The 24175-nt window shown below is 58.3% G+C and carries 27 protein-coding genes; 15 read left to right on the forward strand and 12 right to left on the reverse strand.

Annotation, left to right across the window (positions count from 1 at the left end; translation table 11 throughout):
- Window positions 1-10: 10 nt before the first annotated feature.
- The 6 genes from Q1A52_RS06335 to Q1A52_RS06360 form a co-directional block, all read right to left on the reverse strand.
- Window positions 11-1144, reverse strand: coding sequence for an AI-2E family transporter (locus tag Q1A52_RS06335; RefSeq protein ID WP_300012486.1), 1134 nt, complete (start codon window positions 1142-1144; stop codon window positions 11-13).
- On the reverse strand, window positions 1134-2111 hold the full coding sequence (locus tag Q1A52_RS06340; RefSeq protein WP_300012489.1) for an endonuclease/exonuclease/phosphatase family protein: 978 nt from the start codon (window positions 2109-2111) through the stop codon (window positions 1134-1136). Before Q1A52_RS06340 ends, Q1A52_RS06335 begins: the two co-directional genes overlap by 11 nt.
- A gap of 16 nt (window positions 2112-2127) precedes the next feature.
- Entirely contained in the window at window positions 2128-3075 is a 948-nt protein-coding gene (locus tag Q1A52_RS06345; protein WP_300012492.1) for a YihY/virulence factor BrkB family protein, read from the reverse strand.
- A 64-nt stretch (window positions 3076-3139) separates the two neighbouring features.
- Window positions 3140-4258 (reverse strand): DUF3618 domain-containing protein, encoded by a 1119-nt coding sequence (locus Q1A52_RS06350; RefSeq protein ID WP_300012496.1) that lies wholly within the window; start codon window positions 4256-4258, stop codon window positions 3140-3142.
- Complete coding sequence (locus tag Q1A52_RS06355; protein WP_300012499.1) at window positions 4248-4649, reverse strand: phage holin family protein; 402 nt, start codon at window positions 4647-4649, stop codon at window positions 4248-4250. Before Q1A52_RS06355 ends, Q1A52_RS06350 begins: the two co-directional genes overlap by 11 nt.
- The gene (locus Q1A52_RS06360) at window positions 4646-5128 is read right to left on the reverse strand and encodes a hypothetical protein (RefSeq protein ID WP_300012502.1); all 483 of its coding nucleotides are present in this window, start codon (window positions 5126-5128) and stop codon (window positions 4646-4648) included. Before Q1A52_RS06360 ends, Q1A52_RS06355 begins: the two co-directional genes overlap by 4 nt.
- A gap of 282 nt (window positions 5129-5410) precedes the next feature.
- Between Q1A52_RS06360 and Q1A52_RS06365 the strand changes: the two genes are divergently transcribed.
- The gene (locus Q1A52_RS06365) at window positions 5411-5908 is read left to right on the forward strand and encodes a ferritin-like domain-containing protein (protein WP_300012505.1); all 498 of its coding nucleotides are present in this window, start codon (window positions 5411-5413) and stop codon (window positions 5906-5908) included.
- A 3-nt stretch (window positions 5909-5911) separates the two neighbouring features.
- On the opposite strand, the gene Q1A52_RS06370 is transcribed toward Q1A52_RS06365, so the two are convergent.
- Window positions 5912-6712 carry a Crp/Fnr family transcriptional regulator gene (locus Q1A52_RS06370; protein WP_300012508.1) on the reverse strand — a complete coding sequence of 267 codons (801 nt, stop codon included), beginning with the start codon at window positions 6710-6712 and terminating at the stop codon, window positions 5912-5914.
- Window positions 6713-6799: 87 nt separating this feature from the next.
- Here Q1A52_RS06370 and Q1A52_RS06375 point away from each other — a divergent pair, with 87 nt between their 5' ends.
- Complete coding sequence (locus Q1A52_RS06375; protein WP_204417449.1) at window positions 6800-6958, forward strand: YqaE/Pmp3 family membrane protein; 159 nt, start codon at window positions 6800-6802, stop codon at window positions 6956-6958.
- A 5-nt stretch (window positions 6959-6963) separates the two neighbouring features.
- Window positions 6964-7323 (forward strand): DUF4112 domain-containing protein, encoded by a 360-nt coding sequence (locus tag Q1A52_RS06380; RefSeq protein ID WP_300012511.1) that lies wholly within the window; start codon window positions 6964-6966, stop codon window positions 7321-7323.
- Between the two features lie 491 nt (window positions 7324-7814).
- Here Q1A52_RS06380 and Q1A52_RS06385 read toward each other — a convergent pair whose 3' ends face one another.
- The gene (locus Q1A52_RS06385) at window positions 7815-8513 is read right to left on the reverse strand and encodes a hypothetical protein (RefSeq protein WP_300012514.1); all 699 of its coding nucleotides are present in this window, start codon (window positions 8511-8513) and stop codon (window positions 7815-7817) included.
- Between the two features lie 85 nt (window positions 8514-8598).
- On the opposite strand from Q1A52_RS06385, the gene Q1A52_RS06390 reads away from it, so the two are divergent.
- From Q1A52_RS06390 to Q1A52_RS06405, 4 genes are all read left to right on the forward strand, one after another.
- Complete coding sequence (locus Q1A52_RS06390) at window positions 8599-9141, forward strand: hypothetical protein (RefSeq protein WP_300012517.1); 543 nt, start codon at window positions 8599-8601, stop codon at window positions 9139-9141.
- 425 nt (window positions 9142-9566) lie between these two features.
- A complete protein-coding gene (locus tag Q1A52_RS06395) occupies window positions 9567-9881 on the forward strand; it encodes a helix-turn-helix transcriptional regulator (RefSeq protein ID WP_300012520.1) in 315 nt (104 codons plus the stop codon).
- The gene (locus Q1A52_RS06400; protein ID WP_300012523.1) at window positions 9878-10237 is read left to right on the forward strand and encodes a hypothetical protein; all 360 of its coding nucleotides are present in this window, start codon (window positions 9878-9880) and stop codon (window positions 10235-10237) included. The genes Q1A52_RS06395 and Q1A52_RS06400 overlap by 4 nt, the downstream gene beginning before the upstream one ends.
- Window positions 10238-10276: 39 nt before the next feature.
- Window positions 10277-11029, forward strand: a complete 753-nt coding sequence (locus tag Q1A52_RS06405) for a dienelactone hydrolase family protein (protein ID WP_300012526.1) — start codon at window positions 10277-10279, stop codon at window positions 11027-11029.
- Between the two features lie 111 nt (window positions 11030-11140).
- On the opposite strand, the gene Q1A52_RS06410 is transcribed toward Q1A52_RS06405, so the two are convergent.
- Window positions 11141-11500: a hypothetical protein gene (locus Q1A52_RS06410; RefSeq protein WP_300012529.1), complete on the reverse strand. Its 360-nt coding sequence runs from the start codon at window positions 11498-11500 to the stop codon at window positions 11141-11143.
- Between the two features lie 188 nt (window positions 11501-11688).
- Between Q1A52_RS06410 and Q1A52_RS06415 the strand changes: the two genes are divergently transcribed.
- Window positions 11689-12237, forward strand: coding sequence for a hypothetical protein (locus Q1A52_RS06415; RefSeq protein WP_300012532.1), 549 nt, complete (start codon window positions 11689-11691; stop codon window positions 12235-12237).
- 464 nt (window positions 12238-12701) lie between these two features.
- Here the strand turns inward: Q1A52_RS06415 and Q1A52_RS06420 are convergent, their stop codons facing one another.
- Window positions 12702-14192, reverse strand: coding sequence for an aldo/keto reductase (locus Q1A52_RS06420; protein ID WP_300012535.1), 1491 nt, complete (start codon window positions 14190-14192; stop codon window positions 12702-12704).
- A 116-nt stretch (window positions 14193-14308) separates the two neighbouring features.
- Here Q1A52_RS06420 and Q1A52_RS06425 point away from each other — a divergent pair, with 116 nt between their 5' ends.
- Genes Q1A52_RS06425 through Q1A52_RS06455 form a run of 7 tightly spaced genes read left to right on the forward strand, consistent with a single transcriptional unit; the run spans window position 14309 to window position 20393 of the window.
- The gene (locus Q1A52_RS06425; protein WP_300012538.1) at window positions 14309-14686 is read left to right on the forward strand and encodes a TIGR04076 family protein; all 378 of its coding nucleotides are present in this window, start codon (window positions 14309-14311) and stop codon (window positions 14684-14686) included.
- On the forward strand, window positions 14683-15759 hold the full coding sequence (locus Q1A52_RS06430; protein WP_300012541.1) for an aldo/keto reductase: 1077 nt from the start codon (window positions 14683-14685) through the stop codon (window positions 15757-15759). The genes Q1A52_RS06425 and Q1A52_RS06430 overlap by 4 nt, the downstream gene beginning before the upstream one ends.
- On the forward strand, window positions 15752-16525 hold the full coding sequence (locus tag Q1A52_RS06435; protein WP_300012544.1) for an ABC transporter ATP-binding protein: 774 nt from the start codon (window positions 15752-15754) through the stop codon (window positions 16523-16525). The genes Q1A52_RS06430 and Q1A52_RS06435 overlap by 8 nt, the downstream gene beginning before the upstream one ends.
- The gene (locus Q1A52_RS06440) at window positions 16518-17249 is read left to right on the forward strand and encodes an ABC transporter ATP-binding protein (RefSeq protein ID WP_300012547.1); all 732 of its coding nucleotides are present in this window, start codon (window positions 16518-16520) and stop codon (window positions 17247-17249) included. Before Q1A52_RS06435 ends, Q1A52_RS06440 begins: the two co-directional genes overlap by 8 nt.
- The gene (locus tag Q1A52_RS06445; protein ID WP_300012549.1) at window positions 17246-18160 is read left to right on the forward strand and encodes a branched-chain amino acid ABC transporter permease; all 915 of its coding nucleotides are present in this window, start codon (window positions 17246-17248) and stop codon (window positions 18158-18160) included. The genes Q1A52_RS06440 and Q1A52_RS06445 overlap by 4 nt, the downstream gene beginning before the upstream one ends.
- Window positions 18157-19128, forward strand: a complete 972-nt coding sequence (locus Q1A52_RS06450) for a branched-chain amino acid ABC transporter permease (protein WP_300012552.1) — start codon at window positions 18157-18159, stop codon at window positions 19126-19128. Before Q1A52_RS06445 ends, Q1A52_RS06450 begins: the two co-directional genes overlap by 4 nt.
- A 2-nt stretch (window positions 19129-19130) precedes the next feature.
- Window positions 19131-20393 (forward strand): ABC transporter substrate-binding protein, encoded by a 1263-nt coding sequence (locus Q1A52_RS06455; protein ID WP_300012555.1) that lies wholly within the window; start codon window positions 19131-19133, stop codon window positions 20391-20393.
- 305 nt (window positions 20394-20698) lie between these two features.
- Here Q1A52_RS06455 and Q1A52_RS06460 read toward each other — a convergent pair whose 3' ends face one another.
- Window positions 20699-22906, reverse strand: coding sequence for a hypothetical protein (locus tag Q1A52_RS06460; RefSeq protein WP_300012558.1), 2208 nt, complete (start codon window positions 22904-22906; stop codon window positions 20699-20701).
- 286 nt (window positions 22907-23192) lie between these two features.
- Window positions 23193-24173, reverse strand: coding sequence for a LysR family transcriptional regulator (locus Q1A52_RS06465; protein WP_300012561.1), 981 nt, complete (start codon window positions 24171-24173; stop codon window positions 23193-23195).
- Window positions 24174-24175: the final 2 nt, after the last annotated feature.

Here is a 24175-nt window from a genome sequence, read left to right on the forward strand (position 1 = left end):
CGGCAGCCATCTAGTCCCGGGCGCCGCTCCCCGAGGTGTCGTCCAGATCCCCTAGAAACCGGGCGAGGGTCTGCAGTGATTTGGTCTCATCGCAAACGATCTTGAGCACGATCAAGATGGGCAGAGCGACGATCATTCCAATGATCGACCAGATCCAAGCGAAGAAGGCGACAAACAGGAAAACGACCGGGGTGTTCAACCGCATTCTGCGCGAAATTATAAGCGGTGTGATGAACTGACCTTCGATGGAAGTTAGCGCGATATAAGTCGCAAATACACCTGCTGCGGCCAACGTCCCTTCAAGAGTGACGAAGGCGACGGCGGCCGCGATGGCCGCGCCCATCAGCCCGCCCAGGAACGGTACGAAATTGAGCCCGAAGGCCATGAAGCCGAAGATGATCGCGTTCGGCAGACCCCAGAAATGCGTCGCAATGGCCACCGCCACCCCAAGGCCCGCGTTGATGAACGCAATGCCGCCCAGATAGTATCCCAGACGATCCTCGATCGAATGCACCACCTCCACGGCGCGCCGCTTGTCGGCAAACCGCTCGAAGCTTTGCACGGTCTTGGTCAGGAACATGTCCCCCGATGCAATCAGGAAGAACAACAGGATCAGCGCGAAGAGAATCCGGCTGAGGAAACCGGGCGCCATGCTGAAGAGGGTCGTGGCGATGCCTGTGTTGGACACTACCTCGACCTCCACTGTTTCGGCGTTTTGATCTTCGATGATCTCCTCGGCCGCAACGGTCGCGTCATTGATGGCTTCCAAGGTGCCACCCGCTGCGGAGAGCTTTTGCTTGATTTCATCCATAAGTGACGGCAGGTCCTCAATGAACTGCGCCGCCGGTGCGCTGAGCTGCACAAGCAAGAGTACGATGAGGGCTGTCAGAAAGGCAGTGAACAAAGCGGCCGAGACAATCGGCGCGATCCCGAGCTTGGACAGAATACGACGGGGTCGGTTCAGGACGAAATAGCCAAGACATGCGGCAGTAACCGGTATCAGAAAATCGCTGGCCCAGACCAGAGCCTGCAACAGCAGTAAACCGAAAATGCCGATGAGCGGGACCTCCAAGCGGTTCCGCAACGCAGCAGGCCGACGCCGTGGCTGTGCCTTGGCCGACGGCTTGGCCGGCTTACTGTCCATCGTTCGGCCTTTGATTGAGGATGAAAGCGGTGGCCGCCATCGGGAAGTGATCGGACCCGAAAGGCTCTAGCCTGCGGAACGACACCAGCCCGACGTCCTTTGTCATGAACATCTGATCGATCGGTAGGCGCATGAACGGATACTCCGCGTGGAAGCTGGACATCATGCCGCGTCCCACGCGTGGCTCCAGAAAATCGCCGTATCGTTTGAACCGCTTCGTGGTCCAGGACCAGGCAACATCGTTGAAATCCCCCATCACGACAGTCGGCCGTTCGGACGATTTGGTCATCAAGGCGGCCTCGTTGATCTGCCTGTCGCGCACGGCCGTCGTGTTGTCGGGCACGGGGGGCCGCGGATGCAGACCGATGAAGTTGAATGCGGCACCGCTTGGGGACGTCATCACCGCCCTGACGGCGGGCGTATCATCGGCCAAGGGCCACAGCAGATCGACGCCGGAGGTTTCCAGCCGCGTGGCAAAGATCAGCCCATAGTGGTCATCGGCGATGTGTGACTTGATGGTTGGGTAGCGGGCGAGCGTCTGTGACAAGGCTGCGTGCCACGTGTCATCGGTTTCCATCAGAAGTAAGACATCCGGGTCTTCGCGTTCGAGAATTGCGATCAGATCATGATGCCGGGTGTTTTCCATCAGTACGTTCACCGACAGGAGTGACATCTCCTCTGCCGGAGACGGTGCACCTGCGATGTCGACTTCCGTACGCGCCAGTGGTGTGTAGGGGAAGATCTGCATCCCCTGATAGACCATCACAGCAATCAAAGCGGCTGCCAGAAGAGGCTTCTGGGACATCGCGAAGGGCAGGCAAGCGAGCAGGGTTAGCAGTGCCACTCCGGCGATGTGCAGGCGTGGAAAATCCCACATGCGGACCCACCAGGTCGCGCTGCTGGTCAGCGGCAGGAGCGTGGTGATGATAATGATAAGAGCGAGGCCCCAGAAAACCCAGTTCAGCATGCGGCGGATTGCGGCATCATGACTTTGTGGCCTCGCCCAAAGTATCGGCCTTCACTGCCTCGCGCGATCCCATCGGTTCATCGGGGCCTTGTGTCGTGTCAGCGCGCGTCTGCGCCTCCATCTCGGCATTCAGCTCCGCGCCCAGCAGGATAATGAAGGCGGATATCCAGAACCACATCAGCAGAACGACCACCCCGGCCAGCGTCCCGAAGCTTTCGTTGTAGGACCCGAAATTCCCAACATAGAACGCAAAGCCGGCCGAGGCGATGACCCAGATGAGGCAGGCGACGATTGCGCCGGGCGAGGCCCATTTCCATTCCGGTTCATCGCGAGACGGCGCATAGCGGTAGAGCACGGAAAGGCCAAAGACGGTCAGACAGAATAGCCCGATCCAAAGGCCGACCGTCATGAAGACCTCGAACATCGGACCAAATTCCAGAAGTGCCAGAACCGCGGGCAAGCCAAGGGTTGCCATCAAGGCGACCAGCAGGCCGACCATCAGAAAAAGCGTCAAGGCAAATGTGACAAGTTTGAGCTTTATGAACCCGCGATCTTCATCCTCGTCGTAAGCGACGTTGATGCCTTCGATGAGGCTCGCCATACCTTTCGACGCTGAATAAAGCGCGATCAGAACGCCGGCGAGTGCCGCAAGGCCGAGGCCGCCTTCGCGGGACCCGGCCACGGCGGTGGCCTGCCCCGTGACAATTGCGATCACGTCTTCCGGCATGAGGCCTGACAGGCGTTCTAGCTGATCGACGATCTGGCTCGGTTCGACCATCAACCCGCTGATGGCAATAAGCGCGGTTATGGCGGGGAAAAGGGCCAATAACCCGTAAAAGGCAATTCCGGCCGCAATCAGCCCGACCCGGTCGGCGGAAATCTCGTCCTTGAGGCGAAAGGCAATATCCTTCCAGCCGCGGGCCGGGATGTCGGTCGGGGTCTCGGCAGAGCGGCCGCGTGGCATGACAGAACCTCAGGTTTGGGAGATGAGAAGGCAGGAAAGGGCCGAATGGCCTCTCCCGGATTTATCAGGACTTGGGCTTGCCCAGATTCTTGTCCTGCGCTTCGGATTTGGCCGTCTTCGCAACCCGTTCTGCCGCGTTTTTGGCCTTGTCACCAATCGCCTCGACAGCGGATTTGTCGCCGGGCGCGCCACTGTCCATGTCGGCCTTGGTCTCCGCTGCGATGTCCTTGACTTCATCTTTCACTGAGCCCGCAATGGACAGCGCCTTCGCTTTTTCCTCCTCGAAGATGCGCTCGGCTTCGTCATAGAGGCTGTCACTCTGCGCGCCCATCAGATCGTCTTCGGCCTTTGTGCGCGGCAAAGCCCCGCCCAACGCGGCACCGACGGCGAGTGCGAGCGCACCAACGACCAACGGCTGTTGATCATAAAAGTCAACCGCCGCATCCGTTCCCTGGTGCATCGACCGCGCGGCGGAGCGGCGCATTTCCACGGCTTTCTGACGTGCGGCGATCACACGCTTGCGACCTTCTTCGGTGAGCGTCTCGGTGCCCTCCGCGATACGGTGTCTCGCCGTGGCCAGACCCTGCTTTACGGATTGCGTCGCAGTTCCCGCCGTCGATTTTGCGGAAGACGCGGCATCGCCGAGCGCCGAGCCAGCGCTTGCTAGGCCGCCCTTCACCGATTGTGCGCCATCCGCCGCCTTGTCCTTCACGGCTTCGGCACTGCTGGACAGACGGTTTGCCACCGAAGGGCTGTCTTCGTCATCGTGATCCCGCGCCCAGGAGGGCTCCGAAGGGGATCGCGTACTAAGCGTTGTCGGCGGCGTGTAAGGCATTCCGCGCTCGGCACGATTGCGGTGAAACTCGCCTTCTGCCGAACTGTAGCGGTCATCGTCGAAATCATCGGAAGCGCGGTGACGTGGCTGCGGCTGCTGGGAATCTCCAAATATCAGCCAGGCCAGACCGATGCCGGTGAGCGCCAGCGGGATCGGGTTGGCTTTGACCTGATTGGAGATTGAGCGGCCCATGTCGCCACCGTGTTCGCGAAACTGATCGCTGATCTGGCGAACGATGGTGTCGAGTGAAAACTTGTTCTGCAGGTCCTCCAGATTGGAGGTCAGGTCGGACCGCTGATCTTCGATCTCGCGTTCGATTTCTTTCGGGCTGCGGGTCTCATTTGTCATCGTAGGCGTCCTTCACGGCTGCGGCATCGCGCTGGACGTTCTTCACGGTCCGCGTCGGTGCGAGGCTTGAGAGTTTGAGGTCGTTGACGCCCTTGCTGATCAAAGCAAAGGCAATGATGCCAAGTGCGGTGCCAACGATCAGCGATGACCAACCGGCTTCCAGACCAATATCGGTGAGCGCCGCCACGAGTGCGGCGGCCAGAACATTCAGAGCGACCAGGGCGATGATGGCTGCACCGGCGATCAGGCCAAGGGCGATACCAGCCTTGGTGACGTTCTCGCTGATTTCGGCGCGGGCGAGGTCGACCTCATTGCGCACCAGGCCACCGACGTTGCTCATTACATCAGACAGAAGATGACCTGCGCTCTTGTTTGTCGTGTTGTCGCTCATGAGACCTCTCCGTGCGGTGTGGTTCCACGCGCGGTGAGGATTGCCTGCGGATCACGGGTGTTGGACGCTTTGGCGAACCTAGTGGCCGCAAAGCCGATCAGGGCAGCGCCACCGAGAAACACCAATGGGTTCTTGCGGGCGAAGGCGCTGACATCCTGCACCAGCTCACTCAGATCCTTGTTGCGCATCGCCTCGGAAGCATCGGCCAGACCTTCGGCGATTTGACCGAAGGTGCGTTCTTGCGGAGAGCCGCTGCGCATCTCTTCGGCTGCGGTGCGAAGCGCTGACGCAACACCCGACATCTCGTCGGCGACCGATGACTTGGCGGTCTCCGCATGATCCTTTGCAGCGGAGGCGGCATCTTTCGCGACGTCACGGGCGGCGGATTTCGCGTTCTCCGTCATTTCGCCCGCTTTCTGCTTGGCCTGCGATGCGTCGGAATGGGCAGACGTTTGGTCCGGAGTTTTTTGTGTCGACATGAATCTCTCCACTTCAGGTTCAGAACAGAAAACTGATGACAGCCAAAACGACGACGATCAGTCCGATGAGGTAAAAGACGTTATGCATTAGAGGCTCCTCTGATGGGGCGTGACTGTGGTCAGCCCCGCTGTGAGCAGCTTAGGCGGTTGAGGTTTGTGATGCGGGGCGCAGACGCTAATCTGGTTTAGCATTTGCCCATTCGAAGGACGCTCCAGCCAGATCGTCTCTGTTGCGGTGGCCGATTCCAGTTAGCGTGAAAGCTCACCTCGAAAGGATCGAACATGAGCATCGACACTCTGGAAGACCTCTATCTTGAACAACTCAAGGATATCCACAGCGCCAACGTACAGGCGCTGGATGTCACCAAGGAGATGGCGCAGGCGGCAAGCGACAAGGACCTGTCCGACGCTCTCAACGCCGGAGCGGACGGTGTTCAGGACGGCATCACCGCCCTCAACAAAATTTTCGAAGGTCACGACGAAAATCCGAGCGGCGCGCACTGCAAAGGCATGGAAGGCCTCGTGAAAGAATCACGAGCCCATGCGATCGAAGAAACATTCGGCGAGGACGCGACCAAAGACGCGATGATCATCACGCAATACCAGCGACTGGTCCACTACGCCATTGCAGGATACGGCTGTCTTGCCGCCTTCGCTGACCGGCTGGAGCTGGATGAGGATGTGGCAGCGCTCAAGAAATGCCTTGATGCATCCTATGATGGCGACCGTACGATGACCGAGCTTGCGACAGGCGGGATCAACAAGGATGCGGCTGCATGACCCTCAGGCCGGCTTGACCAGTTCGGCCGAGCCGGTCGTCTCCGTCTCGATTGCAGGTGGGAACCAGGACGTGTCCATGTCAACGAAGGCGTTGACGAATTCGCAATCCTTTTCCCATTCGTCCCGCTTGAGCAGGCGGACGTAGGGGCGCTCGATCTCAATGTCTCCGTTTTCGACAAACCGGCGCAGCAGTTTGTTGACATAGATCGACGTCAGCCCGACCGCCTGTCCGATCTCGACCTGGCTGAAGGGCACCTGAAACCGGTTGCCAAGACCGACATTGGCCACCTCCAACCGCGACCGGAGTTGCAGCAACCAGAACTTCAGCTTGCCGGACGCATCCATCGACCCAAGACTGCTGGCGTGATGACGCAGCGCGATCTGATCAAGACTACCAACCGCCGTCAGCAAGGCACCGAGACGAGGATATTCGCTGTAGAGCGGTGCCAAACCGCTCCTAGGGAATGGGCAGATCACACCGTCCGTCTGCATCGTGATGCGATGATTGGCGCGTGACGATCCGATTTCGGCCAGTCCCATGACCTCGCCCGGCAAATACACGCGCAGAATTTGACTGCGCCCGTCTGAGCTGTCCGCTTTTACCACCGCCCACCCTGTCTTGAGGACCATGATCCCCTCGGTTCGATCCCCGACGCTGACAACCGACCGGCCTTTCTTGCGCGGGTGTTCATCCTTTTCCATCTCTGCAATGAATGCACATTCGTGATCGGTGAGGGACACGAAACGGGACAGTCGACTGACAAGACAGCTTTGATATTCTTCGGACATACCAGAAGTTAACACAGATTAAGACGCCTGACCTCGCTAATTTCGGTGCAACTTGCGATACGCTGCGGGACTCCCCGAAAAAAATCTCAGAAAAGAGCGCTCATGGACCTTATCCGCATCATCCTCTCCGTCATCATTCCGCCGCTCGGCGTCTTCTTGCAGGTCGGGTTTGGGAAACACTTCTGGCTCAACATCCTGCTGACACTGCTTGGGTATATCCCTGGGCTTGTGCATGCGGTCTACATCGTCGCGCGCAAGTGAGCGGCGTGCCTGGTTCCGAGATCGAGAAGCTCGACCGCCTCTCCACGCTGCTGGACAGCCGGTTCCGGATACCGGGAACACCCATTCGGTTTGGATGGGACTCTCTTCTCGGGCTCATTCCGGGTGCAGGTGACCTCGCATCGCTCGGGCCATCCGCCTATCTCATCTATCAAGGCTACAGGCTTGGCGCACGCAAGCGCACGATTGTTCGTATGGCGGCAAACGCCGGGCTGGACCTTGTCGTCGGCGCGGTGCCTCTTCTCGGAGACGCGTTCGATCTCGTGTTCAAGGCGAACAATCGAAACGTCGCGCTGCTGCGCAAGGAATTGGCAGACGCTTCAGAGACTGCGAAGGATAGCTCATGATTGTCGATATCGACGTGCGGCTTCCCTAGGACATCGCCCAACCAGTCAATCTGACCCTGCAGGTACGCGCCCCGCGCTTTGCGGACCAGCAGGTCCTGTCGGAGACTTTCGATATCGGCGCGCCTGGCCATGTCGCAGAGACCGCCGCTGACACCGGACTTGGCGACAGAACGCCGCTGCGAACGTCTTAGGGTTTTAAGTGCGTCTCCTCCGCAAAGGTCGAAATTGACCGGCCGTCTCCGGATATTGCTGCGCTGGACAAGGTGCCGCCGCATCTTCTTCCGGGGAACGTCGTCCTGTACCTTATGCCGGCACACTAATGCCCCTCGGATGAATTCCGGAGCTTCGTCGTCGCCGAGTCCGGTCACTTGCACGGCGGGCAGCGCATCTCTGGATACGGGGCCGGATCTTTCGGCGCTTCAAATATGTCCGGGGTCTAGCACGGCGCAGACGACCGCCATCGATACCTTCGTTCAACCGCAGGGCGTCTGTCAGGACTTTGCGCATGTGCTCATCGCCCCCGCCTCCGCTATACCTGTGGTGTCGATCACCTGCCAAGTGCCGTCCAAGTATACCTCGGCGACCGGATGAAAATCCTGGGAGTCGGCATGCGGGGCGTAGACGCTGGCGAAGTGTGCTGGCATGGCGGAGGCGTCGCAGATCGTGCGGATCGGCGTCGGCATGGATGCGGCAGAGGTCCCGTTGACGGCGAGCCTTGGCTGGATCTCCCCGACGGAGAAAAACGTCTCGGGAAAGATTTCCGGACTTTGAGACCCGGTGGTAAGCGGCCGGTCTTTCGCTCGGGCTACATGTCCGCCATTTCCTGCGAACTGTAAGTTCGAACTTACCTCTATTTTGCATCTGCGGCGAACAGCCGGTTTGTCGGGCTGCACCGCAGCATTGAGATCATGGAGCGAAGGTCCGGTCCGGGCCCTCCCGGCCGCCGCTTCCACCAACATATCGCGCAATGCTGCACCGCATCCGAGGTCGGCTTCGAGCCCATTTTGACAATTGCTGCACTGCGCACGGATGTCCGCTTCTCGGGATGCAGCCAAAAACGTGACAAAATCAAACAGAGTTTTGCCAAGGGTTTGTGACACAATATTTTTCAATGTTTCCAGGCTCGCCGTCGTCAATGACAAAAACGACCGTTTTTGGCGCAAACCTTTTGACAGGGGGTTATTGTCCATAAGCAACCTTCCTTGGGCAGCCCATTGACGAACCTAAGTCTTCGCGGAAAGCTAGCTTTTAATACTAAGCGCGTGGAGGATCATCTTGAGAGCGGAACCTGTCGATCTGTTGGTTTACCTTGGCTTTGCAGTTCTGGGGTTTGTCTCGAAATTCTTGTTGGAGAGATACTCCAAGCACAAGGACGCCGTTCGTCTTGAGAGTTGGCGTCTAGAAGTGGCGAACTTGGAGCAAAAGCTATCTCAGTTCTTCTGGCCTCTTCATTGCCGCTTGAAGAGGGGCGCGATAGCTTGGGAGTCCGAAAATTTCAGAAGCAGCGATAAAGATAAACAGAAGTTCGTTTCAGCATTCGATCAAGAGGTGATCATTCAGAACCATCACGAGACCCGAGAGATCATTCAGAGCAACTTTCACCACTTTGGAGGTGACAAAGGGCTAGAAGCGGAGCTGATAAAGCTCTTGCATCATATCGACATATACCTGGCATTGAGGTCTTCAGGCTCACAAAATGACCCGATCTGGGTCGGCCAACCTTGGCCAAATGAAATCAACAGACTCATTGAAGAGCACTTGCACGACCTTCAGACAAGGTATGACACTCTCTTAAAGCAGGCAAAGAACCCGCTCTGATCTGCCAAAACTCAACCGTTTCTGTCACCGGCGGAAACTACCGTTTTTGGCGGGGCGCCTTCATCGCAAGCGGACATTGGCACAGCCGCAGCGAAAGCTAACTTCGTCCCGCACGGTGGACGTCAACCGACGCAAATAGTAGGGGCAAAGCTGTCCTGAGCCAAAGGTTAGCTTCGCGCCCCAGTTTGACGGATGCTGCGGAGCGCACGACGGTCGGCTTAGGTGGATCGCTTTGCGGATTTAGCATCGTGTTCTATACGGGCTTAGACCCTGTCGCTGGCGCGTTCTGAAAGCCGGTACAGAGGCTATTACAACAGCCGATCCGTTCTTCTCGGTCGTTTCGACAGGGCGCACATATCTGCGACGACAGGAAGCTGCCCCAAAACACACTTGCAGGTTGAATAAGTCTATGCTTATGTATTGATATGGCTGAGAACGATATTTTCCGAGCTTTGGCAGACCCGACCCGCCGCGCGATCTTTGAGAAGCTGGCGGCAGGGAGCATGAATGCCAGCGCCTTGCGCAGGGGCATGGAAATAAGTCAACCGGCAATGTCGCAACACCTTTCCGTCCTGCGGGACGCGAAACTCGTGAGACAAGAACGCCAGGGGCGTTTCGTGAACTACGAAGTCGATCCAGAGGGCCTGACCCTCATCGTTCATTGGCTGGCGAAGTATCGCACTTTTTGGCCGACCCGCATCGCAGATCTCAAAGTTTTGCTGAAGGAAATAGATCAATGAACGAAGAACAGACCAGGGAACAGGATTGCGGCATCGAGTTGGAATTTGACTTGGACGATCCGCCGCAAAAGGTCTGGCGCGCTATCAACATCCCCGAATTTCGGGAAAGGTGGTTGCCTGAGGAGGTGTTGGCCGACCCCGATGCGATCACCGTCACCCCCGGCCAGGAAGTCCGCTACAGGCTGCGCGAGGATAGCCCGCCTTTCCTGGAAAGCACCGTCACATTCACAATCACCCCGAATGCGACTGGCGGAACGTGCCTTCGGATCGTCCACGAGCTTACGGACGCGAGGTTCGACCAAACGGCGGGGACTGCTGTCAACAACAACCGCTCGCCCATCATGCTCGCCGCCTGAAATGGCGAGGCTCATCCGGCTCGCTTGAAAGAAGGTGCAATGATGGTTGCAACGCGTGAAGTCACCTATGACGTGGATGGCCTGAGTATGATCGGTTATCTGGCGCAGCCGAATGGCCCCGGGCCATGGCCAGCAGTGCTGATAGGCCATGATGGAGTTGGCCTTGAGGAATACCAACGGCAACGGGCCGACGATTTGGCCGCGCATGGCGACCTGGCGTTGGCCATGGAGTATCACGGCGGCGAGGTGTTCTTCGATCGACCCGATGCGATGCTGTCCCGCATCATGCCTTTGTTGGCCGATGTCGAACGGCTTCAGTCTATCGGTCGTGCCGCGTTCGATGTTCTGCTGGCGCAACCAGGTGTCGACCCTGATCGCATTGCCGCTCTGGGCTATGGCGCTGGCGGTAAGATCGTGCTCGAGCTCGCGCGGGCCGGTGTCCCATTCAAGGCTATCGCGGTCGTGCATTCCGCCTTCCCGGACGACAAGGTTGAAGAATGGTCCAACGTTGCCGGTACCTTCCTGCTATGCACGGGCTCCGAAGACCCCGTCTGCACCCCCGAGCAGATACTGACTTTCGGTCGCGCGCTTCAGGAGGCCGGGATCGACTGGCGTGTCGAAATATACGGGGGAGCCGAGCACGCCTTCTGGGCGCAACCGAGAAAGCCGGATGGATCGCTTGCAGAGGGAACCGCTCACAGCATGACCACCGTGCCCGGTGTCAGCTATGATCCAAAGGCTACGATACATGCATGGCGGGCGGTGCTCGATCTATTTGGCGAAACCTTTTAGGTGTTAGCGCCAACTTTCCTTGTGTCCCGGAAGGGCTGCATCACAAGTATGCCCATCTAGAATGGCGGAGGAAAGCAGACTTTCGCGGCCTTATGTATCAAACGCACCAAGCTATTCGTCGTCGCGCTCAAAGCTGTCGTGAATTTCAGTAACGGTGTAGCCCTTGATTTCACCATCCATGCGAGTGGCGTAGATAGCCTCCATGATACCCGCCGCTATCGCTTCATCGTCCGCAGGCGCTTGCCGTAGGGTGTTGAAGATTGTCAGCTTCAACTCGTTGCGCCCGAATAGCTGTTTGTACTTGCCGCGCGGCGTGATAGCCTTTGGGTCGTCCTCATAGCTACAAAGAACCAGCGCGCGGTCTATGGCGTCCAGATCGGTCTTGAGGGCGTCTGCTGCTTTCTGCGCGACCTTATGCTGGCCCGCTATTTCGCCGCGCTTTTTGATCAGTCCGAATATCGTGTGTTCCATACTCCATTATGGATTCACGCGGGCCGGATGTTCAGCTAGATTGTTGGTGCGTTTGATACATAAGCCCGCCCAACCTGGACATTTGTCGTGATGCAGCGAATGACGGCTTCGGTTCATTCTGACTTTCCTCTAGTATGGAAGGGGTAGCCTCTGATTAGAGTGCTTTGCCATTTGCCCATGGAGCTTGCATGGAGGAAAACCTAGAGGTGAGCGAGAGCTTTGTGCTCCGCAGATTCCTTGGTGGGGTATTGTTTCTGGTGGCGTTGCCCACCTTGTTTTTCGCTTTTTTGGCTGTTGTCACTAACGCTCATCTTTGGGCCGTGTTGTTGCTCGGCTGCGGACTGCTTTTAGTGAGTGTGGGATATTCCGCGTTTCGCTTCGGCCGTTCTCCCCGTGTCCGTTTGCGCGTTACAGACCGGGGCTTGTGGTTGCTTCCAGATGGAAGCGACTGGTATTTGTTCAAGGAACCAAAGCTAACCCCAATGACCCTCTTCTGGGGCGAAATTGAAGGAGTTGGTGATGGTGGCGTGTTTTACGGGTACCGGAAACTTCGGTTTTCAACCGAAGACTCAGACCACCATCTCAATACGACGTTCCTAGATTCCGACTCGCGTTCGGTGGTGTCTGCTATCGATCAAAAACTGAGGCAAAACGGCAAGCAACTTGTGGAACAGAAAATTGGGATGGTTGCGCGTAGCGGTAAATGGCGCGTTGCAGCCGATGAACTCACCCTTTGAGTAGGAAAATTATCTCGGGCCTGCCTTACGGTAGCTCGACAGCCGCCGATCGAAGGATTGTAGTGGACGACAACTATGTCCCGCATACCGGAATTCGAACCAACCAATAATAGGAGACCCAACCAATAATAGGAGCGGTCAGTTTGGCTTGCCGTGAATGTCGGCTTCGAGCTCAGAATGTCGGGCGCCAGAATACTTCTTGCTTCGCGATAGCTCTTGGAGCCTTTTACCCATTCAATCCCAACACACCAACAATCGCCGGGTTCATAAGGGCTGGGCGCTGACGTCAGACAAGTGCGCCAAGTTTCAGCAACTTCGTGGCGTTGTCATAAGCGGTATTGCCCAGATCAGCTTCATCCTCGTTTGCAGTGGCGAGAAGAGATGAAGGCGACACACCCTTCCGAGGCGCCAAGACTACGCTGACCGCTCCCGCCAGGGGCGCGGTCAGAGCGCTTGGTCGATCATCAAAGGCCTTTGTCCTGGCCGCTGTCGCGTTTCAGACTCGCTTCGGCTTCTATCTCAACACGGTACCCACCTATCAGGCTGGCGACGACAATCAGGGTGTTTGCAGGCTTGATCGCGCCAAAGACGCGCCCATGCGCCAGGGAGACCGCTTCGACGTCGGCTTCGTCCACAATATAGATGCGCGTCCGTACCACATCTTCGGCGGTAGCGCCCAAAGCCGCGAGAGCCGCCAGGATTTTGTCGAGCACGTAGGTTGTTTGCGCCTCTGCGTCCGCGCTTGCGACGATGCGGTCTGCGCCTGCGGTGGCGGTCGTCCCGGAGACGAGGATGCGGTTCCCAATCTGCTGGGCGCGCGCATAACCAGCGATCTCTTCCCACTTTGATCCGCTCAACACCTGTTTGCCGTCTGTGCGGTGCGGGCTCTGCGTGGCGGTGTGTGGCAGGGGTATCGTCTCAAGGTGGTGGGTCAGATCGCCTGACGCGGTCAGGAAGGGCGGGCGGCGGTATTCATCGCCGCAATCGCCTGGTACGCCCGTCGCGTTGTCAAAGGCTTCTGCCAACCGGGCCTGATCGTCGGCATCCAGTGCGAATGAGAACAGGCGCAGGTTGTCATCGGTGTGAACCCGTTCGCCCAGGCGCGCGCCAACAATTACGCCTGCAACGGTGGGATGGTCCAGCACCCAGCGCGTCGCGACGTTGGGGATCGAGACATCATGCTTCTTTGCGATTGCACCGGCGGCAGACAGGATGCTTTGAAAGCCGGCCCACCCACCGGTCACATCAATGAAACGCTTGTACTTCATCTTGGACCAGTCGGTAATCTCGGACGGCTCAGCTTGGCCCAGCCAGCGTTCGGACAGGAACCCGCCGCACAGCGTCCCATAGGCCAGAAGCCGGACGTTGGTGCGAGCGCAGAGGTCGGACAGTTGATGGGCGGCTCGGCGGTCCACAAGCGAGAATGAGACCTGATTGGTCATGAGCGGCACGCCGTCGGACAGGGCAACTTGGAGATGCGCGGCATCGAAGTTGGTGACGCCGATCTCTGCGATCAGCCCCTCCTCGCGCAAGCGGGCGAGTTCATGCAAGGCCTCTAGCCATGCGGGGTGCTGAAAACTCCACCAGTGAATCTGCAGCAGATCCACGCGATCAACACCCAGCCGGCGCAGGCGTTCTTCGACGCCTGCACGCACCACATCCGCTGTCATCGGACCGGGAGGGGGGCACCATTTGGTGAAGGCCAGCGCGCGGGGGGCCACACCGCGTGCCAACAGGTTTCCAGCGATGATTTCGGCACTGCCGTAGTGATCTGCCATGTCGAAGGTGTCAAAGCCGTGACGGGCATAGACCGCCAGCCAGTCCCCACCCGTTTGGGGGTCGATTGTCTCGCCGTCCTTTTCGATGTCCGCCACCTGCCAGAGGCCGGTCACGACACGTGAGATGTTCAAATTCTCCGACAGTTGAAAGCGGTCTGGGTGTCGGTGATCTGTCATGAAGGCTCCCGTCTCTCGGCGGCCTCGGACGAATGGCACTTGAGCACTGCGCCATATCCGATAACCTTGGCCAGATAAGACCAAGCGTTGGCGGCAGTCCAGCGGAAAGGACGGGGATGGAAGAGGACAAGGAGGGTGCGGGGTTCTGGCTCTATGACCTGAAGGTGGAGACCGTCCTTGACGGTCGCACACCGGTCTGTCGTCATATCGAAGGCGAGAGTTTTCAGGTCGAGGGAGAGACGTTGGTCTTCGATCCCGGCACCCGGATATCGATGTACGCCCTGACTGCGTTGATGCCGCTTTTGCCCGCCAAACAGCGCATGACCGATCCCAACGACTGGATCAGCACGGATGCCGAGGTGGCCTGCCCCGATCCGCATTGCGGCGGTCGTTTTCGGATCACACGCCTTGAAAAGCGCTGGTTTACACATGCCGGAACGACCGGGCAGCCCGATGCCCGGGGAACACCCTATTGGGAGGAGGACAACGCGTGACTGCGGAAACAGCAGATCTGCGCCCGGGCTATGCCATCTCGCGTGTGATCAAAGGCGGTTGGCAACTGGCGGGCGATCATGGTCCGGTGGACCGGGCCGAGGCTGTCCGCGATATGGAAGCCTTTCTGGACGCGGGCATCACGACCTTTGATTGCGCCGACATCTATGTGGGCGTCGAAGAAATGATCGGCGATTTCATCGGTGATCTGCGACGTCGGCGCGGCGCCGATGTTGCGAATTCGGTCAAGGTGCACACGAAACTGGTGCCGGACTTGGGCCTGCTGGAGAACATCGAGCCTGATCAGGTCGAGGCGATCATAGATCGTTCGCTGAAACGCCTGCAGGTGGAGCAGCTTGATTTGGTGCAATTCTACTGGTGGGATTTGACCATGGGCGATCCGCTGGTCGGGCTGGAGGTGTTGAAACGCTGTCAGGAGAAGGGCAAACTGGCCCATCTGGGCGTGACAAATTGGGACATCGTCGAGACGCAGCCGTTCCTCGACGCGGGCTTCGACATTGTCTCGACGCAGGTGCAGTATTCGATCTTGGACCGGCGGCCCGAGAGCGGCCTCACAGCTTGGGCCAGCGCGCATGACATGCAGCTTTTGTGCTACGGCACCTTGGCGGGCGGGTTCCTGACAGAGCGTTGGCTGGGCGCGACCGATCCCGGCTTTGCCTTCGAGAACCGGAGCCTGATCAAGTACCGTTTGATCATCGATGAATTTGGCCCGTGGGAGGCGTTTCAACAGCTGCTTACAGTGCTGAAGTCGGTTGGAGACAAGCACGGCGTGTCACTGTCAACCGTCGCAACACGTTGGGTGCTGGACCAGTCGCAAGTGGCCGCTGCCATCGTCGGCGCGCGTTATGCACGGCACCTGCCGCAGACGTTGGAGGTTTTCGACTTTGCGCTGGATGCCGATGATCAAACAGCAATTGATACGGTGCTGCGGGACGCCCCCGGGCCACAAGGTCCGGTGTTCGGTCTGGAACGTGACCGGGGCGGGCGGCACGGGCGGATCATGAAATACAACCTCAACACGCGCCCTGACGACAAGGTTCTGGGGAGTGGATGAGTTGATCCTCGCGACCGAGGACCTGAGCCTCAGCTTTGGCACTGTGAAAGCGGTGGACACAGTGTCGCTCAAGGTGCGGCGCGGTACAATCACCGGGCTGATTGGACCAAATGGAGCCGGTAAATCAACGCTCTTTAATCTGCTGACCGGGGCATTAAAGCCGGATACCGGGGCGGTGCGGCTTGAAGAGCAGGATATCACGGGCATGTCCCCTGATCGGCTCTTTGCGCTTGGGCTGGGCCGGACCTTTCAGATCGCGCGGCCTTTTGCGCGGATGAGCGTGCTGGAAAACGTAATGCTGGCCCCGATGGGTCAGATTGGCGAGCGCATCGCCGGGCCCTTCCTGTTTCGAGGGCGGATGCGGGCGCAGGAACGTCTTATTCGCGACAAGGCGCTGGACGTGCTGGATTTCGTGACACTGGGCCCTTTGGCCGACCATCCTGCGGGCAAGATTTCCGGCGGGCAGATGAAGCTGTTGGAACTGGCCCGCGTACTGATGGGCGACCCGAAACTGATACTGCTTGATGAACCGGCGGCGGGGGTGAACCCGGTGCTGACCGAGACGCTGATTGGCAAGATCGAAGAGCTGAACCGGCAGGGCAAGACCTTTGTCATCATCGAGCACGATATGGATTTTGTCATGCGCCATTGCGACCCGGTCATTGCGCTGGCCGAAGGTCGCGTGATCTTTGAAGGCTCCAGCGACGATGCCCTGGCCAATCCGGTTCTGCTGGATGCCTATCTGGGGGCAACGGCAGATGGTTGAGCCGATCCTGCAGGCCAAAGCGGTGACCGCCGGTTATGTGCCCGACCTGCCCATTTTGCGCGATGTGTCCCTGACCGTGCGGCCCGCAGAAATCACGCTGATCATCGGGCCAAACGGGGCGGGCAAATCGACGCTCATCAAGGCGATTTCAGGGCTGCTGCCCGTCAGCAGTGGCCAGATCCGTTTCGACGGCAGCGACATCACCGGCATCCGCACAGACCAGCTCTCGGCGCAAGGCATCGCTTACGTACCACAGACGGATAACATCTTTCGCAGCCTGACGATCCGGCAGAACCTTGACCTCGCCTTGCGGCGGGCCGGCGGTCAGGTCCCGACCCGGTTGGCGCAGCTTTTTGAACAATTCCCTGCACTTGCAGCCAAGCAGGGCGACAAGGCTGGAACCTTGTCGGGCGGCCAGCGCCAGTTTCTGGCGATTGCGATGGCGCTGGCCACCGCGCCGAAACTGATCCTGATGGACGAGCCCTCGGCGGGCCTGTCCCCAAAGGCCACGCAAGAGGTGCTGGAGCATGCCCGCACGCTGACAACCCAAGGTGTGTCGATCCTGCTGGTCGAGCAGAACGTCAACCAGGCGCTGCGCCTCGCGGATCACTGCTTCATTTTGGCCGAAGGGCGCAACCAGTTGGACGGACCGGCGGAAAGCCTGCGAGGCAACAAGGTTGTTGGCGAGATCTATCTTGGCAATCGACGGGTAGGGTTCGCATGATCCAGCACCTGCTCGACGGCATCCTGACCGGATCTTATCTGTCGCTCGGCGCAATTGGCTTGACGCTGGTGATGCATATCCTGCGGTTTGCGAATTTCTCACATGCCGAGCTTTTGTCGCTTGGGGCTTACGCCGCGCTAGTCTGCGATGCGCTGGTCTCAGGGCTGGCCCCCTTCCTTGCAGTGAAGCTGGCGCCGCTGTCTCTGACCGGATCGCTGATCCTGGCGATCCTTGTTTCAATGGTCCTGACCGGGCTCTCGGCCCTGCTGATTGATCGGCTGGTGTTCAAGCGCGTGCGTGAAAAAGGGCAGGAGCTCTCGATGGTCTTTGCCAGTTTCGGCATGGCGCTGATCATGCGCAACGTCATAGGTTTGATCTTTGGGCTTAGCCCCGAGCTTTATTCCCGTGACATCGCCTTTGCCACGGTCCTCAGCCGCGATCCGCTGATCCTGATCAAGCCTGATCAGGTCTTTGTGCTGGGTGCAGCGCTGCTGCTGATGTTTGCGCTGCACCTGGTCCTGTCGCGCACGACCTTTGGCTACGCCCTGCGGGCTGTGGCCGAAAACCCTTCGCTTGCACAGGTCAACGGGGTGAACCTGCAGCGGACCATCATGGCGGTCTGGCTGATTGGCGGCGGGCTGGCCGCTGTCGCGGGGGTGTTTTACGGCATCAGCCACCAGCTGATCCCGGTTATGGGCCGCGATCTGGTGCTGCCGATCTTTGCGGCCACGATCGTGGGCGGCATCGGTAGCGTTTATGGTGCGGTGCTCGGCGGGTTCATCGTCGGCATCGCGGGCAATCTGGCGCTGCTCATACTACCGTCGGGCTACACGCCCTCGGTGCCGTTCCTGATGATCCTTGCGGTCTTGATGATCCGACCGCATGGGCTGTTCGGCGAGGCCCGCGCGTGATCGGTGTCATCTCATACCTCGTGTTCTTCGCCACCACCGCCTCGATCCTGGCGATTGCGGTTCTGGGGCTGAACCTGCAATGGGGCAATACGGGGCTCTTTAATGGCGGGGTCGTCGCCTTCTTTGGCGCAGGGGCTTATGCGACACTGATCCTGGGCGGAGCAGCGCAGGCGGGCCATCTGGGTGGCTATGGTATCTTCTATCCGCTGGCGCTTTTGGGCGGCATGGTGGCGGCGGGTCTGATGGCGTGGATCGTGGGGCTGCTGACGCTGCGGCTGCGGCACGACTATCTCGCGATTGCGACCTTTGGCGTTGCCGTCGCCTTCGAGAACCTGATGCGCAATGCCGAATGGTTGGCGGGGGGTGCAAAGGGCGTGCGCGGTTTCGAGCGGCCACTGCGCACGGCACTTGGGGACGGGTTCATCTACAACCTGGTCTTTTTTGTCGTCGTGCTGCTGATCTTGATCCTCACCTATCTGTTCCTGCAGCGTCTCGTCGTCTCGCCCTTCGGGCGCCTGTTGCGTGCGATCCGCGAGGATGAAGAGGCCGCACAGTCGCTTGGCAAGAACCCTGCACGCATTCGTCTCATTGCCTTCATCACCGGGTCCGTCATCCTGGGACTTGCGGGGGGCCTTTACGGCACCTTCTACGCCTTTGTCAGCCCACAAGACGTTCTGCCGACGCTCACATTCCAGATTTGGGCGATGCTGATCGTTGGCGGCGCTGGCAACAACCGCGGCGCGATCTTTGGCGCGTTTCTGATATGGGGCGCGTGGACGGCATCGGGCTGGGCGTTGTCACGCTTTGCGCCCGTCGAGGTACAGCTTTACACTGGCTCCGTTCAATTCATACTGATCGGATCGGTGATCGTTGGCATGCTGATGTGGCGGCCCCAAGGGTTTCTGCCAGAGCGTCTTGTCGTATCACACAAGGGAAAAACCAAAAGAAAACAACACGGAGAGTATTGAATATGTCCATTATCAGAGTTTCAAGAGCCTCGATTGGCCTCGCACTCGGTCTTAGCGCCGTATCGGGTGCGGCCTATGCGCAGGACTGCACCACCAAGATTGGCGCCGTGCTGCCCACCTCGGTCGACTGGGGCCGCCCGATTGCTGAGACCGCACAGTTTGCCGTCGATCAGGTCAATGCAGCAGGCGGTGCTGCGGGCTGTCAGATCGAAATGGTCCTGCGCGACACTCAGGTTGATCCGAAAGTCGGGGTCGATGCCGCGAAGGCTCTCGTGGATCTGGAAGGTGTGAAGGTGCTCTTGGGGGCTGTCTCGTCGGGTGTGTCCATGCCGATCCTGACCTCCGTGACCGTTCCAAGCGGCGTGATGCAGATGTCGTGCTGTTCGTCTTCGACGGCCTTCACCGGCCTGTCGGAAGAGGGCAAAACGAACGGGCTGTGGTACCGCACCTTTGCCACCACGGGTGTGCAATCCGCGGTCGGTGCGAAAGTCGCCGCGGACAAGGGCTATAAATCCATCGCCATCCTCTACAAGAACGACGACTGGGGTCAGGACATGGCCCGCCTGATCGCGGCGGACTTTGCCGCCGTTGGGGTAGAGGTCACGGCCTCTGTTGCGATCAACGATGCACAGCCCAACTATCGCGCCGAGGTGACCGATGCGCTGTCAGGCCAGCCCGAAGCGCTCTATCTCGCGCTCTATCCCGCAGAGGGGACGGCGGCGGTGCGTGAATGGCTGTCGCTTGGCGGAACGCAAAACATGATCCTCGCCAACTCCCTGAAATCGGATGAGTTCCGGGACAATGTCGGCCTACAGTATCTCGGCTCAGCGCTTGGCACGGACACTGCCTCGCCGCGTTCGGAAAGTGCCGATGCATTCCGCGCCGCTTACCAGGAGCGCTTTGAGGCAGAACCCAACGGCCCCGGTCTTGCCAACAGCTATGATGCGGCCATGCTGGCGCTGCTGGCGATGGAGGCGGCTGGCAAGGACGCATCCGGCGCGGATGTGGCAGCCGCCATGTCCCGCGTGACGGACCCCGCCGGGACGCCGGTGAGCGCTGACACGGCTGGGTTCGTAGCGGCAAAGGAGGTGCTTGCTGGTGGTGGCACGGTGATGTTCCAAGGGGCCACCGGTGATGTACGATTTGATGAGAACGGCGACGTCTCCGCTCCGGCGGTTATCTGGTCCTTCTCCGAAAGCGGCACGGAGGAGATCGAGTACATTCCGCTGAGCGACGTTGACGCTTTCATTGCGTCACTCAAATAGCTTGCGTCACGACAGGCTGTATACGCCTTGATATAGTCCGATGGCCGCCCGGTATGGGCGGCCTCTTTTTTGGGTGCCTGTCCTTGTAGAGTTCGTCGGCAGCAAGTGCATCAATGGCAGGTGTATCGGCAACCTGCGGGAGCAGTGCGTGGGCCAGTTTCAGGCGAACAGGAATGCTCCTTTCGCCATTGCTTGCAACACGCAGGCAGTCCACGAGTGCGTTAGTTTCTATCATGCCCCGCCAGTTCCTACGTACCTAGGTCAAGAACCTTGCAGTGAGCGGAAAGCAGGAGGCTGTTCGGAATTCAAGGCACGTGGCTCTTTCTAAACAGACGGAAGCGGTTCTTGAGCAACAATTGCCGCCAGACAAGACGGTCCGTGAAATATCCCGTATGACCACCGAACCCTACCGGCTGATTATCCACACCGGTTTCAGGGTCGTTGTCGTTCTGGTCGGGCAGGGCTGGATCGTGCAGAAAATCGATTGTCGTGCCGACAAAGTCGTCTTTGCGGTAGATGTTGTGCCACTTGAAGTCTGGCAGGATGTCCGCGCGCGTGATCCCGAAGCTGGCCGAAAAATATTGGAGATAAATATGTGTAACCGGTGCACCCATTGTGATGAGGTGTTTTTCGCCGGTAATTTTTTTGATCTTCTTCATCAGTCCGGTTTTCGCGGCCTGGTCCTTGCGGAGATTGCGGGTTGCGACAACGGTGCCCTGCGAATGTGCAAAGATGGTCAGGTGTTGGGGGTTTTCGGTCTCCAGCATGTAGCTGACCACCCGTGAGAAACGCGCCTCAATCCGTGCGCGCTGGGGATAGTTGTTCTGCAGGGTGTCGGTGAAATTGCACCGATCGCGTATCGAGTAGGCAATGATATCCCGGGCAATGCCAAGAGCCGAGCCGACAAACTCGCTGAAGTAATAGATTAGAGCCGCCACACCGAGAACGCCCATGAGAATGGTGCCGTAGTATGTGTCCAGAACCTGGGTCCAAGGAATGGCGACATCACAAAGATACGAACCTAGACTGCATTGCGCGGGATCACCTGCGCCACCAAACAGCAGGATCAGCACACCCAACATCAGAAGCAGGCTCGAAGCAATGAAAGCAATGTCGAGGAGCAGGTTCAGGATCAACCGTTCTACGAATAGCTTTCTCAGAAATGAACCGGTGGTGTTTCTAAGTATCCGCCGGAAAAAGACCACAAGGCCGATCGTCCCTAGGATCACCACCAAAGCGATTGCCGCGAAACCGAGCGTGCCAAGCGCCTGATCGAGATGATCATTAAAGATTCTTTCCAGAAGAAACGGTCTTGGCGGTCCCGCGGTCTCCATGTCCCGGGCCTGGAATGCCATAACCGTTTTTGTGGATTGTTCGACAAGTTTTTGCAAACCAACCCAGAAGGCGGAACTGAAGATCATCCACAAGACAAGCATTGCCGCGCTGACACCGGGATAGATCAGCTGTCGCAGATTGGCGCCGGTGGCACGATCCTTTGCTACCGCATTGACTGCGCTGTGGTCACGCTGGCGGATCTTGATCAACAGCCAGTTGATGAAGCGCCGGACAAATCCGATCAGAACACCGACAATCATCAGAAAGGAAAGCGCAATAGTCGTGATCCAGACTGCGCCCAATCCCCGAACAGTGACAGAGATAAAGCAAGAGACATAGAAGAGATCACTGGTGCCCGCAGGTGTCCCACCGCAAACGCTGGTCCCGAGCGCAGAGTTCGACAGCAACGCGGCGATGATTGTCAGTACCCCGAGAAAGGCGAGACCCCGCCAGAAGAGCCGCAGAAGATATGTGCTGCAATAGGCCGTCGATTGCATCACTATTCCCGCCAGGAAAGTGAAAGCCCCCATGAGAACCAGCAGGTTTCGCGGTGTCATCTTGCCTGTCGCGCTCAATGGCTGGACGATATCAACAAGGAGGAAACCGGCGCCGATCAGCAAGAGCGCATTCAGCGGCGCAATCAACACGTAGAACAACCACGTGAAGGCATGAACGGTGAACTTGCCGAACCTGCCGGCCTTGGCCGGGTTGTTGTGGACGTTGTCGAGCGCAAGATACCCGAGGCCGAGGATCAACCTGAGCAAATCGATAAAGGTCCAGATAGGCCCCTTCGGAGCGGGGGAGAGATCCGCCCAATAGACTTCGGCAAATACGGTTTCGTCGATGTCCTGAGTGCTGTCTGCAGGTCTCGAATCCACCCGGCGGATGTGGCAGGGAAAGAGCTTCAGGTTGCGGTTTTCTTCGCTGTGGTCCGTTTCGGCCAGCGAAATTTCGGACGAGGAGATTTTACCGTGCTTCGGATCGATAGCGGCATGTCGCGTGATCGCGGCTGTAGACAATTCATCAACAGTTTCTCCCGCAACCTGTTCTCCAATGCCGTGCACGACGATAACGAGATGCTTGTTCAAAATGATGCTTTCAAAGAACCTAAAATATGATCCCAAAGTATCAGAAAACCTGAGCGCTCGGTAGAATTTTTCTGATGGTGCGCGGTGCAACGATCATGGCGCAGGCGATGCGCAACAGGTCTTCAGTGTCCGACTGACGGCAGACTAGAGTCAATGGACCCCTAACAGTATTGCACCCGCCATCGTTGTCTTGCCGCAAATGCTGGATATTCTGCGACCGTCTGTGTCAGGGCGGACAAAGCGTCGGGAAAAAGACGGCCGAGTGGTACCCCTGAGCCGTCCGTACATCCCGTAATCCAGCGATCCCTGGCACGTTTGGGCAAGGGCTCCCTTGCACATTGGAAAAAGTTTGCAGGCAGAGCGGCTCAGTACAGCACTATGAATGCTTGCCAGTGTTTCCGTCGGTCAGCGGGCAAAACGCATCGCGGAGTGTGACAACCATCGCATCGATCGCCGCTGATGTGCCTGCAGGATTGCGGCGCAATACAACACGCGCATTATCAACAATCGTAAACCCATCCTCAGCCGTCAACTCTCTGCACCCAAGTGGAATGGAGCTGCGGGACAACGGTGCTACCGCAATACCGTTTACGACCGCGGTTCGCATACTCGCGGATGTGTCGCACTCGAAGGCAAAGTAGTGATCCACCCCAATTTGTTCCAGCGAATGGAGAGCATAGTCGCGGCACCAGTCTGAACTAAAGTAAATGGATATCGGCAACGGTCGGCGCAAATGCTGCGAATGCGAGATGGACGTGACCCAGACAGTGGGGTCAACAGCAAGAATTTCGGCTTCGTCTTCACTGTAGCCTTCATAGATCACCGCCAGATCAATCTTGTCAGCACTCAAAGCGGCAAGTTGCGGCGCGCTGAAATCGCAGCGCACTGTCACCTGCGTGTCCGGATGACGTTGTGAGAATGAGGCGAGGGCAGACGGTAAAATACTTTGCACATATTCATCGGGAATACCGACGCGCACCGGGCCGGAAAGCGGTTTTTCCCGCAGCGCGGTTGCTGCCTCATCCAGCAGCCCGACAACGCGTCGGGCATAAGGCATGAGCTGTTTACCTCTTTCCGTCAGGCTGACGCCACGCGGCTGGCGAATAAAAATGCTTTGCCCCAGACTGTCTTCCAATTTGCGGATCTGCATGGAAACGGCCGATTGGGTGCGGCCTAGATAATCTGCCGCACGGGTAACCGAACCGGAATCCGCGACAGCCAGAAAGCTTCGCATGAGATCACTGTCGAGTGGTGGCAGCATTGTACGATATCCATCAGAAAATTGAATACCATCTATAATTACTATGCGTTTGATTGATGTCAACAAATCACCGATGTCAGTCTTGAAGAGTAACAAGG

Origin of the sequence: uncultured Roseobacter sp. (genome assembly GCF_947488185.1) — a bacterium.
In the GTDB taxonomy this organism is placed as follows: domain Bacteria; phylum Pseudomonadota; class Alphaproteobacteria; order Rhodobacterales; family Rhodobacteraceae; genus Roseobacter.

Coding starts and splice junctions, on each gene's coding strand:
- Q1A52_RS06445 (WP_300012549.1), top strand. CDS start 17,246: ATGATCCAGCACCTGCTCGACGGCATCCTGACCGGATCTTATCTGTCG.
- Q1A52_RS06345 (WP_300012492.1), bottom strand. CDS start 3,075: ATGCCACGCGGCCGCTCTGCCGAGACCCCGACCGACATCCCGGCCCGC.
- Q1A52_RS06405 (WP_300012526.1), top strand. CDS start 10,277: ATGATGGTTGCAACGCGTGAAGTCACCTATGACGTGGATGGCCTGAGT.
- Q1A52_RS06455 (WP_300012555.1), top strand. CDS start 19,131: ATGTCCATTATCAGAGTTTCAAGAGCCTCGATTGGCCTCGCACTCGGT.
- Q1A52_RS06335 (WP_300012486.1), bottom strand. CDS start 1,144: ATGGACAGTAAGCCGGCCAAGCCGTCGGCCAAGGCACAGCCACGGCGT.
- Q1A52_RS06420 (WP_300012535.1), bottom strand. CDS start 14,192: ATGACAGATCACCGACACCCAGACCGCTTTCAACTGTCGGAGAATTTG.
- Q1A52_RS06355 (WP_300012499.1), bottom strand. CDS start 4,649: ATGAGCGACAACACGACAAACAAGAGCGCAGGTCATCTTCTGTCTGAT.
- Q1A52_RS06415 (WP_300012532.1), top strand. CDS start 11,689: ATGGAGGAAAACCTAGAGGTGAGCGAGAGCTTTGTGCTCCGCAGATTC.
- Q1A52_RS06375 (WP_204417449.1), top strand. CDS start 6,800: ATGGACCTTATCCGCATCATCCTCTCCGTCATCATTCCGCCGCTCGGC.
- Q1A52_RS06400 (WP_300012523.1), top strand. CDS start 9,878: ATGAACGAAGAACAGACCAGGGAACAGGATTGCGGCATCGAGTTGGAA.
- Q1A52_RS06425 (WP_300012538.1), top strand. CDS start 14,309: ATGGAAGAGGACAAGGAGGGTGCGGGGTTCTGGCTCTATGACCTGAAG.
- Q1A52_RS06340 (WP_300012489.1), bottom strand. CDS start 2,111: ATGCTGAACTGGGTTTTCTGGGGCCTCGCTCTTATCATTATCATCACC.
- Q1A52_RS06385 (WP_300012514.1), bottom strand. CDS start 8,513: ATGGACAATAACCCCCTGTCAAAAGGTTTGCGCCAAAAACGGTCGTTT.
- Q1A52_RS06350 (WP_300012496.1), bottom strand. CDS start 4,258: ATGACAAATGAGACCCGCAGCCCGAAAGAAATCGAACGCGAGATCGAA.
- Q1A52_RS06365 (WP_300012505.1), top strand. CDS start 5,411: ATGAGCATCGACACTCTGGAAGACCTCTATCTTGAACAACTCAAGGAT.
- Q1A52_RS06410 (WP_300012529.1), bottom strand. CDS start 11,500: ATGGAACACACGATATTCGGACTGATCAAAAAGCGCGGCGAAATAGCG.
- Q1A52_RS06360 (WP_300012502.1), bottom strand. CDS start 5,128: ATGTCGACACAAAAAACTCCGGACCAAACGTCTGCCCATTCCGACGCA.
- Q1A52_RS06395 (WP_300012520.1), top strand. CDS start 9,567: ATGGCTGAGAACGATATTTTCCGAGCTTTGGCAGACCCGACCCGCCGC.
- Q1A52_RS06440 (WP_300012547.1), top strand. CDS start 16,518: ATGGTTGAGCCGATCCTGCAGGCCAAAGCGGTGACCGCCGGTTATGTG.